Source organism: Methanocalculus sp. MC3, assembly GCF_054767395.1.
Genome location: NZ_BAABMP010000001.1, coordinates 420417 through 433234, shown reverse-complemented (window position 1 = coordinate 433234; position 12818 = coordinate 420417). Strand labels below are relative to the sequence as shown.

Annotated in this window: 16 protein-coding genes; 5 read left to right on the top strand and 11 right to left on the bottom strand. The window is 51.4% G+C overall.

All coding sequences use genetic code 11. From position 1 onward, the window contains the following. Positions 1-43: 43 nt before the first annotated feature. The 11 genes from ACYUBO_RS02245 to dipA all read right to left on the bottom strand — a co-directional run bounded on the left by ACYUBO_RS02245 (position 44) and on the right by dipA (position 8683). Positions 44-880 carry a hypothetical protein gene (locus ACYUBO_RS02245; RefSeq protein WP_300330925.1) on the bottom strand — a complete coding sequence of 279 codons (837 nt, stop codon included), beginning with the start codon at positions 878-880 and terminating at the stop codon, positions 44-46. Beyond that, the gene (locus ACYUBO_RS02240) at positions 877-1755 is read right to left on the bottom strand and encodes a polymer-forming cytoskeletal protein (protein ID WP_460372037.1); all 879 of its coding nucleotides are present in this window, start codon (positions 1753-1755) and stop codon (positions 877-879) included. Before ACYUBO_RS02240 ends, ACYUBO_RS02245 begins: the two co-directional genes overlap by 4 nt. Before the next feature lie 13 nt (positions 1756-1768). Then, the gene (locus tag ACYUBO_RS02235) at positions 1769-3004 is read right to left on the bottom strand and encodes a 2,3-bisphosphoglycerate-independent phosphoglycerate mutase (RefSeq protein ID WP_460372035.1); all 1236 of its coding nucleotides are present in this window, start codon (positions 3002-3004) and stop codon (positions 1769-1771) included. A gap of 61 nt (positions 3005-3065) precedes the next feature. Next, positions 3066-3680, bottom strand: coding sequence for a 30S ribosomal protein S3ae (locus tag ACYUBO_RS02230; protein WP_300330934.1), 615 nt, complete (start codon positions 3678-3680; stop codon positions 3066-3068). A gap of 29 nt (positions 3681-3709) precedes the next feature. Continuing rightward, the gene (locus ACYUBO_RS02225; RefSeq protein WP_460372033.1) at positions 3710-3955 is read right to left on the bottom strand and encodes a KEOPS complex subunit Pcc1; all 246 of its coding nucleotides are present in this window, start codon (positions 3953-3955) and stop codon (positions 3710-3712) included. Beyond that, positions 3952-5166 carry a DHHA1 domain-containing protein gene (locus tag ACYUBO_RS02220; protein WP_460372031.1) on the bottom strand — a complete coding sequence of 405 codons (1215 nt, stop codon included), beginning with the start codon at positions 5164-5166 and terminating at the stop codon, positions 3952-3954. The genes ACYUBO_RS02225 and ACYUBO_RS02220 overlap by 4 nt, the downstream gene beginning before the upstream one ends. A gap of 3 nt (positions 5167-5169) precedes the next feature. Then, on the bottom strand, positions 5170-5628 hold the full coding sequence (locus ACYUBO_RS02215) for a 30S ribosomal protein S15 (RefSeq protein WP_460372029.1): 459 nt from the start codon (positions 5626-5628) through the stop codon (positions 5170-5172). Between the two features lie 227 nt (positions 5629-5855). Then, positions 5856-7025 carry a KamA family radical SAM protein gene (locus ACYUBO_RS02210; protein ID WP_300332090.1) on the bottom strand — a complete coding sequence of 390 codons (1170 nt, stop codon included), beginning with the start codon at positions 7023-7025 and terminating at the stop codon, positions 5856-5858. Positions 7026-7254: 229 nt separating this feature from the next. Then, positions 7255-7647 (bottom strand): divisome-positioning protein C, encoded by a 393-nt coding sequence (gene dipC, locus ACYUBO_RS02205; RefSeq protein WP_300332088.1) that lies wholly within the window; start codon positions 7645-7647, stop codon positions 7255-7257. Between the two features lie 8 nt (positions 7648-7655). After that, entirely contained in the window at positions 7656-8036 is a 381-nt protein-coding gene (gene dipB, locus ACYUBO_RS02200) for a divisome-positioning protein B (RefSeq protein ID WP_300332086.1), read from the bottom strand. A gap of 5 nt (positions 8037-8041) precedes the next feature. Beyond that, on the bottom strand, positions 8042-8683 hold the full coding sequence (dipA, locus tag ACYUBO_RS02195; protein WP_300332084.1) for a divisome-positioning GTPase DipA: 642 nt from the start codon (positions 8681-8683) through the stop codon (positions 8042-8044). Positions 8684-8905: 222 nt separating this feature from the next. On the opposite strand from dipA, the gene ACYUBO_RS02190 reads away from it, so the two are divergent. From ACYUBO_RS02190 to ACYUBO_RS02170, 5 genes are read left to right on the top strand one after another with little or no spacing between them, the layout of a single operon-like run. Beyond that, the gene (locus tag ACYUBO_RS02190; RefSeq protein WP_460372026.1) at positions 8906-9469 is read left to right on the top strand and encodes a CBS domain-containing protein; all 564 of its coding nucleotides are present in this window, start codon (positions 8906-8908) and stop codon (positions 9467-9469) included. Beyond that, positions 9466-10224, top strand: a complete 759-nt coding sequence (locus tag ACYUBO_RS02185; protein ID WP_460372024.1) for a CBS domain-containing protein — start codon at positions 9466-9468, stop codon at positions 10222-10224. Before ACYUBO_RS02190 ends, ACYUBO_RS02185 begins: the two co-directional genes overlap by 4 nt. A gap of 9 nt (positions 10225-10233) precedes the next feature. Beyond that, the gene (locus ACYUBO_RS02180; protein ID WP_300331624.1) at positions 10234-11175 is read left to right on the top strand and encodes a CBS domain-containing protein; all 942 of its coding nucleotides are present in this window, start codon (positions 10234-10236) and stop codon (positions 11173-11175) included. Between the two features lie 6 nt (positions 11176-11181). After that, positions 11182-12018, top strand: a complete 837-nt coding sequence (locus tag ACYUBO_RS02175) for a CBS domain-containing protein (RefSeq protein ID WP_300331620.1) — start codon at positions 11182-11184, stop codon at positions 12016-12018. After that, on the top strand, positions 12015-12791 hold the full coding sequence (locus ACYUBO_RS02170; RefSeq protein WP_460372021.1) for a CBS domain-containing protein: 777 nt from the start codon (positions 12015-12017) through the stop codon (positions 12789-12791). The genes ACYUBO_RS02175 and ACYUBO_RS02170 overlap by 4 nt, the downstream gene beginning before the upstream one ends. The last annotated feature ends 27 nt before the right edge of the window (positions 12792-12818 follow it).

Below are 12818 nucleotides of genomic sequence, written 5' to 3'. Positions count from 1 at the left end.
GCAATTAATGGATGGAAGCCCGAGTGAAGAAGTGTGAGAACCCTCACCCCACACAGACCCACCGATCGTAGATCGGGTCACGCTCATTCTCAAAGACCTCGATCTTCCGATCCACCGATGCACCCCACTCCCTGATCAGCCCCGACTCCCGTTCGGTCCCAACAGTGATCAGCGCCTCCTCACAGAGATCAAAGAGCACCATAACAAGCTCTTCCCAGAGATCTGTTCCAAACGAGTGAATCTCACCGAGCATGATCCCAAGCCCCCTCTCAGCCGGAGGCAGGAAGACATCGGCACTCCTGCCATCAATGCAGAGGGTTCCTTCCGGATCAAGCCTTCCTGCAATCAGCCCCCGGGCGATGAGCGCTTCATCATTATCATAGGCAAGCGGCTCCATCCCCATCTTTGAAACAATAGCCGATCCGATCCCCGAGCCACAGCAGCAGTCGATGCATGGACCAGATCCTTCACTTCCCCATATCTCGTGGATCAGGGATTCGAGTTTTCCTGTCCTGTCCGGAGGAACATCCTCAAATGCAGGATCTACCGCAGCACTGATCTCTTCGGCAAATGACCTCCGGACAGCCCTTTCCCACAAATGCCGCTCTGTCTGGTAGAGATCACCGCCAATCTCCTCAAATCGTCCGATCTCCTCGCCCGTCATCTGCCGGTACAGGCAGGTTGATGCCCACCATGCCGATCCGTCTTCCGAAAGGGCTACTGCCAGGGGATCATCATCCATATCAATCAGAAGCCTGGCACAATCGCTTCTGGCGGGGAGGACAAGGAGATCGGAGAGGTAGTCAATCCCTGATAGATCCCCAAAAGAAGGCTCAACAAATGTCAGGTTTTGAACCTCAAAAATCTCTTCAGCTTTCATCTCTTCTTCCTCTGTATTGTCAGTCCGCCGACTGATTTGATAACACCCTCAACGGTTGCATTCTCATCCATAGTCACCCGCTGCCCTTCCACATTCCCAAGTATCCGGACATTCTCTTCAATGACGATATCATGCCCGGCCTCCACATTCCCGTGAATTTCGGTACCAGAAGAGATCGCAATGGAATCTGTTGCCCGTATACTTCCAAAGAGCGTGGTATTCGACCCAACCGTTGCCTTCTCTCCCCGGATCTGACCGTGGAGCCTGCATCCTGAGCCGATCACAATTGAGGTCTGCACCTGAAGCCGTGACTCATCAAGGTGGGTTTTTGAGGGAAGCATAAGTGGATGAGCATCATCTTCACAGATCTCCTCAATGAACCTGTCGATCTCTTCCTCATGTTCGAGCCTGAGCATCGTCAGGACATAGAGGAGGATATAGAGGATCACCGGCATCGGGTTTCGGACCTCGATATCGCCGCGGGCATCAAATCCCTTCTCGATCATGACGTTATCACCAATATCGAGATTCCCCATCACAGAGAGTTTGCCCCGGATCGTAACACCCTCGCCAATGAAGGCATCTGCATCGCAGACGAGGTTGCCGTCAATTTCACAGAAGTTGCCGATCCTGAGATCACCCTCTGCGATTACATCCCCATTCAGGGTACAGGACTCTGCTATGAAGACATCATACCCGGATATCCCATAGTCGATTCGTGAATGATCGCCGACGATCACATCACCCGGTGCCTTGAGTATGCGTTCCTGCAGCTCGGTTTTATCAGGGATGACACATCCCTTTAATGTCAGGCGTTCCAGTTGAATCTCGTCAGGGACGGAACCATTCTGAGCCGGGACTGCATTCTCCTCCATACCAACCTGCACCTCATGCTCCGTACTTCTCAGATCTATTGATCAAGTCAACCAGTATCGGCATAAGATCTCCGCCACGGATCCTGCCAAGCCCTCCTGTTGCAGCGGATAGCTCATCAAAGGCAGCAACGGAATCAATCCTGACACCCGGACCACGAATGATGATCGGCACAGGATCACCTGAATGATCCATCACCGAACACGGAGTCGTATGATCGGCACAGATTGCAATGACAATATCATTCCATTCAAGAAGCGGGGCAAGGGCAGAATCAATCACCTCGATGAAATCACGTTTCAAAAGGGGCTTTCCATCATGGCCAAACTCATCTGCGCCCTTGATATTCAGGAGCACAAAATCCTTTCTCTCAAGCTCTTTTTCAGTATATGCAATTTTTGCAGTGAGATCGGAATCAGCCGATCCGGTGATCCCCGGTACAGTTACCGGCTCAAGGCCAACTGCGGATCCGATTCCCGAGATGAGGGCCGCTGCTGAGATAACACTCCCTGTAATCCTCCATTTCTCGGGGAACGGCTCAAACCGACCCATCACCCCGGCACCGCGGATCAGAACAATATTTGCCGGAAGGAGCCCATCGGCTATCCTCTGCTTATTCAGAGGGTGATCGAAGAGAATCTCCTGCGACTGGCGGAGGAACTCATTTGCCACCTCGGATGTGTGGAGATCTGATCCGGCATCCGTCATCGGCCGGATTGGAAGCGGAGGGAGCTGTTCATGTTTTGGATCATTGGAGGTTACACCTGCTCCAAGCCCTTCCCCACGGAATGCAAGAGCCGCACGATGACCGGCACCAGGTTCGAAGAATAGCTCCACACCAAATGCCGAGAGATCGACACCATCCCTGATCGCAGCACAGAGAGGTTCAGTTGAAGAGATCCGCCCGGCTCTCCTGTCGAGGATCGTTCCATTCGAATCAAGGCTTCCGAAATTGCCACGGAACCCGATCATCCCGGCTTCCATTTTTATCCCGCATCCTTCAGCTTCAAGAGGTCCCCTGCCCGTATAATAGCGTTCGGGAGGATATCCAAGAAGGCTCAGATGTGCAGTATCTGATCCCGGCCGGATACCGGGTGCAATGGTATCCATGATTCCGCAGACGCTCTCCTTTGCAAGGCGGTCTAAAACTGGTGTTGCCGCCGCCTGAAGAGGCGTCTTCCCATCCAGTGCATCACACGGCCGATCGGCTATACCGTCAAGTACCAGGAGAAGTATCTTCTGCGCAGTCATCCTGCATAGAGATACACCTCAATATGTTATGAGTATGCCCCTTTGTGGAGCGAAAAAAAAATTATGCGGCAATGGCAGCAGCCTTCTCAGCTGCCGTCCTGACCGCTTCGGATTTGATCACATCGATTCTGCGAATCGGGAAGATCGTCCGTGATTCCTTGAAGATCTCGCGCGAGATATCCCCGTTTACCCCTGCCTTTGCAAAGGTATCGTAATCCATCTCAGAGGCAAGGCGGGTAACAACCTCAACCATCTTTGCCCTGATTGCATGGATATGCGAGAGTTTTGCCCGGTTCAGTGTGAAACAGGTGATCGTCACCTGAATCTCACGGCCACCCTGTACTTTCAGGGTCACGGTTGTGTCGATCCGTGATGTCCGCCGCTTAACATTTGAACGGATATAATCACGGGTCACCTCATGGCCTATGAACTCGGTATACGCTGCATCGCCTGCGACATTGTTAATCCGAAACAGCATCTTGATGTACTGTTTGGAGTAGTCCTGTGCAATCTCACCGAGTGAGATCTGCATAACGCGGCCCATCATGTTTGCGGGATCTGCCGAGACAATATCCCCGATAAACACTTTACCAAAGACCTCAGGGGTATAGACCTTGTACCAGCTCTTCGCCTTCCAGCCTTCGACCCTGCGTCCAACCTGCTTCTTTTTTGCCATCGTATCACCAAATTACCATAAACTACGATTTATGCCTGTTCTTGTTCCATCTTTTTTATCCTCTCGGAGCAGAGTGAGTCTGCAATCGAGAGGTTCATCAGATAATCGTCAACAGTTGCGATTGCCGAACGCAACGGCATGTCGCGAATCACCATCTCAACATAGTCGTGAGATATATGCATCTCCATAGTGTCCGTATTGTCAGGAGAGAGACTCCCTGCAACACAATCGGGCGAAACATGGTATGACCGGATCCGGCCACTCTTAATCTTCATGCCGGGATCGCCTCCATAACCGCCTGCCGGAAGAGTGTATCAGTCCCGGCAGGAATTGTCGCCCCTGCCCTTTTCATATGCCCGCCGCCACTGCCGCCTACAGCAGCAGCAGCGGTCCTGACAATGTTATCAAGATCCAGGTGGAGACCCGGAGGCGTTCTGGCAGAGACAGAGCAGAGTTCGTCATCTCCTGTGATCACAAAGACCGGGGATGACCGTGTGAGATCGGTTGAAAGGAGATCGGCAACATCGGACGAGACTGTCTTATCGTTCACCCGGTACCACCCCTCATCGATCTCTTCGACTGAGCCAATTCCCTGAAGGATCCTCTGCCTGAATATCGAGAAGATATCCCATGCTTCCTCCAGTCCGGCAGGATCACCCATACAGAGGGATACGGCAAGGCCGCCACGCCCGGATTTTCCACAGGCATCGATAACAGCTGACATCGCAGGAGCCCAGGGGATCACCTCACGCTCAAGCTGATAGCTGTCCGATACAAGCCTCTGAAGCGCAATTGCAGATGCGGTTTCATCGACACCGAGTACGAGCCGCGAGAGGAAGAATGAATCTTCTTCTGCGGGCCGATCCGGATGGACGAGCCCCGCCATCTCCCTGCATACAATCTCATTGCCGGATATCCCCGGAAGATATGGATCCGTTGCCAGGAAGAGGCGATCATAGAAAGTCCGGCCGGCAGGCATGAAGCCCGGCCTGGTCGAGATCACTCCGTTGCCGATCCCTTCATTCAGGATCTCGCGGTTTGGACCCAGAAACTCCTGCCTGTCCCCGATTGCGCCAAGGATTGCAAGCCCTGCAAGGTCGCGGTTCTCACCAAGCTCACGTGCAACATAATATGCAGCTCCCGATGCCGAGAGTTCAAGATCTCCATCGATGCCAAAGAGCCTCGGGTTGACATGGAACTCACCAGAAAATGACGGGATATGGTGGTCTATAACCATCACCGAATCAGGGAGATCAGATAGTGACGACCCAAAGTCGCAGAGGAGAACCGGTGTGTCGGTTGGGATCATCTCTGTCCTGATTGTTGAACAAATATGAAGATGAAATGGAACGTGAATTCTTGTTAACGCCGTACATAGAATTGATGCCGCTGCTACCCCATCGACATCGTGATGGGCATAGATCTCCACAAAGCCTGATGACTTCAGGTGCTGTGCAAGCAATTCAGTTGACGGCGAAAGAGGCATAATTTATCGTGAAAGGAGAATCTCTGCGGTCTCCGGTTTGTATGTCCACCCTTTCGGGAGCTTTCCTGACTTTGTATAGTACCTGACCAGTCTTCTGACTTTTGACTCGGTCAGCTGGAGCTGGCGCTTGTTGTGGATATCCTTCTTATTTTCAGAGAGATGCTTCCGCATTCCAAGAGCCTTCTGCATCAGGTTCCGAAGATCTTCGGGGATCTCGGAGACAAGATCGTTCTCCTTTAAGATTGTTCCGATACGTTTACCGGTCACCAGCTTGATATCGGGGACACCGTACTTGTCCCTGAGCGTCATACCGATGACAGAGGAAGAAAGGCCATCCTTCTTCATTCCAACAATCAGCTTCTCGATCTCAGCGAGATCGGTGTTGGACCATTCCGGAATATCCGTTCTATAAGGACGGACAGAACCCGACGATCCTCTCCGTCGTGCATGCATTCGTGCCATGTATACCTCATTTTTTGTTTAGCTGCCTGCAAGAGAGTGCAGGAGTGTCCGGCAGTTGCCATTCACTGTAAGTCACGAAAAGAGCCTTAACTGACTCGCCGTAATCCCAAGCCCCCATAACGGGCAGTGCCATCGAGCACGTCGGACTTACCTCAGCCAGCACATACTGTGCGGTATACTAATAGAACAGGTAAGACTTTAAGAGTATCGGAGGGAAGGGGGAACCTTCACTCCGAGAGGGTATCGGCTTCCGGGGGTGCGCCGGTCGCCAGATCATTGCGGGGACCATCCATTGAGGAGAGGGGGCATTCGTCGACGATCGATACATAGTCATCAAACCAGTATGCCGAGGGGTTTCTCCGGCAGACAACAACCTTGCCCATCTCTTCGGGATCTGCTGCCTGATGATACTTCATCACCACGTAATCCTTCGTACAGGCAGCAATTTCGATCTTCCCGGTGGCATGTGACATCACAAACCGTGCACGCTTGGCAATGCCGGAGACCTGCGATCGTGCCTCCTCAAATATCCGGTAGCTCTCCTCGATGGGGACAGAATAGATATGATTTCCATGTGTCGGGCGGCACTGGAAGATATAGTAGGGAGACACACCAACGAAGGAGAGTTTCCGGAAGAGTTCAGCCAGCAGATCACCTGAATCATTTATTCCACGTAGAATCGGAGTCTGGTTCAGGATCATGACACCCGCATCAATCAGAGCGGAAATTGCCTTTTCGGCCTCCGGCGTGATCTCACGCGGATGGGTGAACTGGCTCATCAGGTAGATCCGCTTCTCAGGCAGGCTGTATTCGCGAAGGAGACCAAGAAGTTCCGTATCCTCTGAGATACGCATCGGATTATATGCCAGCATCTTGCTCCCTATCCGGATGATATGAACATGATCAATCGTCCTGATATCTGCGATAATCTCGCGGAGTTTCCTTGTCGGGAGCATCAGGGGATCACCACCGGTGAGGAGGACATTTGTCACCTCGGGATGTTTCCTGATGTAGTTAATCCCGGCGGTCACATCAGGAGAGATCTCATCCGCCCCCTCAACGAAGAGGCGTTTTCTGAAGCAATACCGGCAGAGGCCTGCACACCGGTCTGAGACGAGCAGAAGGCCGGTACGTGCATACTTATGCTGAAGACCTGGTACTACCGTGTATGTCGATTCGCCTGAAGGATCAAGATCGCCATCTTCTGCCTCAATCTCACCAGGATCAGGAATGATCAGCCTTCTGATCGGATCATATGGATCAGACCAGTCGATGAGGTTCAGATAATATTCACTTGCCTTGAAAGAGAACCAGTTTTCAACTTTCCCGATATCTTTCTTCTCCTCAGCCGAGAGCCCCGGAATCTGAGAGACCGATGTGATATAGCGTGTTGTCATAGAATCACCTCCGTGACGGGTATCTGTCTGTACCAGTGTATGGTACATTCGATAGAAACGACACACCCCGGAACAAGCATACAAAGAGAATGCATGGTGCGGTCAGGTGGCCACTACTGTTAGAAATCCAGTTATCTGTAGCTCATCATACTATTTAAAGATTGGGGAGGATTGGGAAATAATGCGAAGATAGGGCTTTAAAAAGAAAATAGGGCGAATATTGATGAGATTATTTCTTCGTCTTCGGCTTTTTGCCTTTTGCCTTTGACATCGAGATGAGATCAACGACATAGCTGCCATCCTTGCCGACACCAATGACCCGCTCATCACTTCTGGCAAGTTTCTCAATATTTAACTCATAACTCCCGGGACCAACGATCCGGACACTCTCGACCCGATCATACATATCTGCATGGGGTTTTTCAGGGGTTTTGACTTCAAGGATCGGTTCGTTCGTCTCTTCTGCGATCTCACTTATACTCTTCTCTTCAAGGACGTCCTTATGCCTCACCTTCTCGCTGACGTAGAAGAATTTCTTCCCTCCACAGCTTGGGCACCCCCTCAGGATCTCAGTTGAGCCATCCCGAAACTCGCGGCCGCACTGGGTACATTTGTGAGGCATGGTACTGATTATCCTCCCGATGTAAGCGAGGCCCAGGCAACAAGCCGGTCACGTTCAATCTTCAGCATCTTCAGCTGGCCCGCAGGACCGATCACAGTCATTCTTCCCTGCCGGGGTTTCTTCCCTTTGAAGAGCCGCCCAAATATGCCGCCGGATTCAGCCTCTTTACCCGGATAGGTCTCCATCTCTATCCCTGAAAAGCCACCGGGCCGGATCTCCCTCATAGTCACCTCAACCAGCATACTCTGTTCATCCGGCGTAAGACCATGCTCAAGGACAACAATATTACCGAGGATGACCGAGTCGAGGATCGTCCTGATCTTCTCCATTGTTGTAAGATTTGTAAGCCGGTCTGCGGAGATGAGTTCGATTTGTACTCCCTGTATCATTGAGATCACCTGAAGTGTTCGGTCATCATATCGTAGAGTTCTTCCATATTTGTCCCTTCAAGTCCCGATAATGAGATGACCGGGTGCTGGGGGAATGCACTCTTGATACGCGATGGTGCTGCATCGGGGAGGTCTGTCTTATTTGCGACGATCACCACCGGGAGATCCCGGCTCTCGATAATCCCGACCATCATGATATTCACCTGCATGAAGGGATCCAGTGTGCTGTCCATCACATAGATGACACCATGGATATCCTCCCTGAGCCAGTGCATCGCCTCTGCAACACCCTCGGTTGCCTCACGTGCACGGGAGATCGCTTCATCCTGCTCAAGGCCGTATTCCAGAAACTCATGATAGTCGATCTTGGTTGTCACACCCGGAGTATCGACAATATCCAGTGAGAGGGTATTTCCGTTTGCTCCGGTGATCACCACATCTTCCCGTCGCCGTGCCCGGCGTGTTTCATGCGGAATCTCTGAAACAGGACCAATCGCGTCACCCGAACAGTCACGGACAATCCGGTTCGCCAGTGTGGTTTTCCCTGCATTTGGGGGGCCATAAATGCCTATTCTGGAACGTTTCCTGCGAAAAATATTCTGAAAAAACTTACTCAATCTTTTTTTAGCCCGAGTAAACATACTCATCTGTCAACCCCTGAACACTGGCAGTTACCTGATCTGCCATGGTACTTGTACTCTTCTCCCAATTCTTATTAATACTACCCACCTATTGCCAAAATAGTGCTGGTGAGGAGACTCCGCAGACCAAAACCATCTCAGGGTGTCTGGTTTACGAATCTTTTAATATGGGCGTTGCATAGTAGATGTGTCATCAGCGAAGAGAGCAGAAAAGGAGGTGAAACGAAAATGAGACAGAATGACAACATGGACTTCGAAACCCGCGTCCCTGTACGGGAGGTGATGAAACTCAATCCGACTACAATCGATGCCAATGCAACAACTGCAGAGGCTGCACGTGCAATGTGCCGTGATGAGGTCGGGAGCTGTATCGTGCTACAGAACAATCTGCCGATTGGCATTGTTACTGAGGAGGATTTCAACTGCAAGGTTATGGCAAAAGACAGAAAACCTGGCGAGGTATACGTAAAGGAAGTGATGAGCACACCGCTGATCACGATCGATTCAGATGCAGCTATTGCCGATGCTGCACGGATGATGGTCATTAACCGTGTCCGAAGGTTACCGGTCGTGAATGCGGAGAAAAAAGTCATCGGAATCCTTACTGTACGGGACATCCTTAGCGTAGCAAATGAGATCAACGAGATTATGAACGATCTGATCGTCATAAACCGCATGAACGACTACCATGCCGGAGTCTGCGACAGGTGTGGAAGCATGTCTGACGATCTCATGTATCTTGACAACCAGAACATCTGCCCGGTATGCCGTGATGAGGAGTCAATCCAATGAAAGTCTCAGGCGATCTGCTGATAGAGGTGCATTCCCTCCATAAAGACGAGTACGTTACCCATGCACGTCAGATCTTACGTGATGATGTGTATCGTGAGATTTATATCACCGATGAGAAGGGGCATCTCACCGGTATGATCGATATCACCGATGTCCTGAAGGTAACCGATACCCGATCAAACGTGACCATCTCGGGATTTATCCGTGAAGCGCCATCCGTTGCCATGGATACCTCCCTTGAGATGGTCGGGTCAGTCATTCTGAAAGCAGGTACAGACAGCGTTTCTGTCCTGAGAGAGAATGGGGTATTCGTCGGAGCAATTCTGTTCAGGGACCTCTTTCCGGTTCTGGTATCACGTCATGAGATCACCGGAAGTGTTTGCGATGCGATGACAAAGAATGTGATCTGCTCGGAAGCGGACTGGAGCATCCAGAAAGTATACTCAAGGATCGTTGAGAGTGGATATGCATCACTCCCTGTCCTTTCCGATAGGAAGCTGATCGGCATCATATCACGCCGCGACCTTATTGAAAACGGCAGTATCAGGCGATCATTTGGAAACAGTACAAAAACATCCATATCCCGCGTCATGACAACACCGGTGTTTACAACGAGTCCGGACGCCACGGTCTCCGAAGCTGCCCGCCTCCTTGTCACCCATGACATCAGCCGCATTCCTGTGGTCGATGACGGGACTGTCGTCGGCATTCTGGATCGCCATGATGTCCTGAAGAACCTTGTACAAAAAACGTAAGGGATCACCATGCATGAGAATACAACAGGCCAGAACAAAGGTGAACGCCACCTAATGATGCAGGGAAAGTTGAATCGGGGCCCGATAGAATTCAAATCGCGCCCGGCAGACAGGAAGGGCGGGATCATGGCCATTTCTACTGCAAACGTTGTCAGTGTTCCTCCGACGATGAGTATCTGCGATGGTGTCGCAACGATGACACGTGAGGGATTCCGCAGGTTGCCGATCACCGATGCCGGGAGCGGCCAGCTCAGGGGCATCATCACGGTATCTGATATTGTCGACTTCATGGGAGGAGGGGACCGGTACAACCTGGTAAAAACCAAGCATAAGGGTAATTTCCTCTCTGCGATTAATGAGAACCTCAGGACGATCATGACCGAACAGGTGATGACACTCCGTGAGACTGATGATATCGACGACGCAATCGACCTGATCGTCAATATAAGACATGGCGGCGCACCGATCATCGATGATGAGACGAAAGTTGTCGGAATGGTGACCGAGCATGACCTCTTAAAAGCCCTCTTTATGGGCCAGAGCCTCCTCTCGGTTGAGGATGTGATGTCTGAATCCCCGCGGGTAACCAATCCCGACTGCTCAATTGCCGATGTTGCCCGGCAGATGAATAAATACCATTTCAGAAGACTCCCGGTCGTCTCGGGTGATGTCCTCTTTGGGATCGTCACGGCTACCGACATCATGAAGTATGTCGGCTCCGGCGAAGTCTTCAGGACGATCCAGTCAGGAGATGTGAGTGAGGCTACAGCGCTACCGATCCGATCGATCATGACGGGGTCTCTCCAGACAACGACACCTGACAAGAGTATCAATGACATTGCACGGGAGATGGTGCAGAAGCGCATCGGAGCATTCCCCGTCACAGAAGATGCCCGGCTTATCGGGATGATCACAGAATTTGACCTTGTCAGAACACTCGCATCGAGGTGATGCACCATGATTGTACAAGAGATAATGTCAGCCCCGGTCTATGTTGTCAATACGCAGGAGAACATCGCGTATGCACGCAACCTGATGCTGAGACATAAGATCTCCCGGCTCCTCGTGATGGATGATGAGAGACTTGCCGGAATCATAACCAAGAAGGATATTGCATATGGTTTCCGGCAGCATGACCCCATATGGAGGAGAAGGCCGATCGACAGGATTCCTGTTGAGGTGATGATGCGGAAGGATCCAATTACGGTAACACCGGATCTTCCGGCTTCCAGAGCCGCAGGGATGATGCTTACTCATGATGTAAGCGGGCTTCCGGTTATGGCCAGTGGGCATGTCGAGGGGATCATCACGAAAACCGACATCATGGCATCAGGAGAGGTTGACCAGATCACTTCAACAGTCGGCGATATCATGGAGGATGTGCTGACTGTTTCACGGTACCATTCGCTCAATCACGTCATTGATCTCATCAGGGAGAGGAACGACAAGATCCTGGTGATCAACAATGACGGGACGCTTGCCGGGGTGATCACCGAGTCAAACATAGCATTCTTCGATTCCTTCGACCAGAACGGTGTGCCGGAGCGGGATATTGTACACCTGAGAAAGGAGGAATCCGGAGGACCCAAGAACCGGCGGCATGTCCGGCAGTTGTCCGGGATCGCAGAAGATGTGATGTCGAGGCCTGTGATCACCATCAATCCGGCTGAATCGATATCAAGTGCGATTGCGTTGATGAGAGAGCACCATATTAACAGTATCATCGCCGAAGAAGCCGGTGAGATCAAAGGCATATTAAAAAGGGATGACATACTGAAAGAGGTAGCACAATGACGACGAAAACAACCATCAAAGACATCATGTCAAAACCTGTCAGTATTGCGAAATCAGCCCTCATCACAGAGGCGCTTGACAGGATGCTCAGCGAAGGGATAGATCCGATCATCGTTACCAACCAGGGCAAGGTCATCGGAACCGCATCACGCCGGACAATTGCCGAGAAGATCGGCAGCAAGAAGACCGGAGCCATCCCTCCAACCCAGATCCATGTTGCAAATGTGGTTAAAGAGGACTTTACCTTCGCATATCCCGACCAGGATATCGATCTTCTCATCCCCCTCCTCCAGAACTATAAGATTGTGGTTGTTCTGGATGCAGAACATAAGCTGATCGGAATGGTCACAATGGGCGATCTGCTGAAGGTCATGAAACCCGACTGCCCGCTTGAGGATGTCATCGAGCTCGCACCCAGAATCTCTCCAGAGGATCGGATCGTCCACCTTCACCGGAGAATGGTGGATGACTCGGCAACCCGGTTCATTGTCAATGACAACGGACGCGTCCTTGGTATCGTCACCGAGACCGATCTCGCCCTCGCCCTTGTAAAGCTCAAGGAGATGGTCGAGGTGAAGCATCATGACAACCGGATTCGGAACCTGATTGCACAGGATATCATGAGCACGCCCGTCACATCCGTTCCAATGGGAACACCGGTCGGGGCGATCATCGACCTGATGACCGAGAAGAATATCAGTACTGTACTTGTAACAAATGATGAGAAGCCGATCGGCCTCGTAACCCGCAGATCGATCATCAGTGCACTCTGATCATCATCTTTTTTTGATCGTTTTTCG

Coding starts and splice junctions, on each gene's coding strand:
- ACYUBO_RS02245 (WP_300330925.1), bottom strand. CDS start 880: ATGAAAGCTGAAGAGATTTTTGAGGTTCAAAACCTGACATTTGTTGAG.
- ACYUBO_RS02240 (WP_460372037.1), bottom strand. CDS start 1,755: ATGGAGGAGAATGCAGTCCCGGCTCAGAATGGTTCCGTCCCTGACGAG.
- ACYUBO_RS02235 (WP_460372035.1), bottom strand. CDS start 3,004: ATGACTGCGCAGAAGATACTTCTCCTGGTACTTGACGGTATAGCCGAT.
- ACYUBO_RS02230 (WP_300330934.1), bottom strand. CDS start 3,680: ATGGCAAAAAAGAAGCAGGTTGGACGCAGGGTCGAAGGCTGGAAGGCG.
- ACYUBO_RS02225 (WP_460372033.1), bottom strand. CDS start 3,955: ATGAAGATTAAGAGTGGCCGGATCCGGTCATACCATGTTTCGCCCGAT.
- ACYUBO_RS02220 (WP_460372031.1), bottom strand. CDS start 5,166: ATGCCTCTTTCGCCGTCAACTGAATTGCTTGCACAGCACCTGAAGTCA.
- ACYUBO_RS02215 (WP_460372029.1), bottom strand. CDS start 5,628: ATGGCACGAATGCATGCACGACGGAGAGGATCGTCGGGTTCTGTCCGT.
- ACYUBO_RS02210 (WP_300332090.1), bottom strand. CDS start 7,025: ATGACAACACGCTATATCACATCGGTCTCTCAGATTCCGGGGCTCTCG.
- dipC (WP_300332088.1), bottom strand. CDS start 7,647: ATGCCTCACAAATGTACCCAGTGCGGCCGCGAGTTTCGGGATGGCTCA.
- dipB (WP_300332086.1), bottom strand. CDS start 8,036: ATGATACAGGGAGTACAAATCGAACTCATCTCCGCAGACCGGCTTACA.
- dipA (WP_300332084.1), bottom strand. CDS start 8,683: ATGAGTATGTTTACTCGGGCTAAAAAAAGATTGAGTAAGTTTTTTCAG.
- ACYUBO_RS02190 (WP_460372026.1), top strand. CDS start 8,906: ATGAGACAGAATGACAACATGGACTTCGAAACCCGCGTCCCTGTACGG.
- ACYUBO_RS02185 (WP_460372024.1), top strand. CDS start 9,466: ATGAAAGTCTCAGGCGATCTGCTGATAGAGGTGCATTCCCTCCATAAA.
- ACYUBO_RS02180 (WP_300331624.1), top strand. CDS start 10,234: ATGCATGAGAATACAACAGGCCAGAACAAAGGTGAACGCCACCTAATG.
- ACYUBO_RS02175 (WP_300331620.1), top strand. CDS start 11,182: ATGATTGTACAAGAGATAATGTCAGCCCCGGTCTATGTTGTCAATACG.
- ACYUBO_RS02170 (WP_460372021.1), top strand. CDS start 12,015: ATGACGACGAAAACAACCATCAAAGACATCATGTCAAAACCTGTCAGT.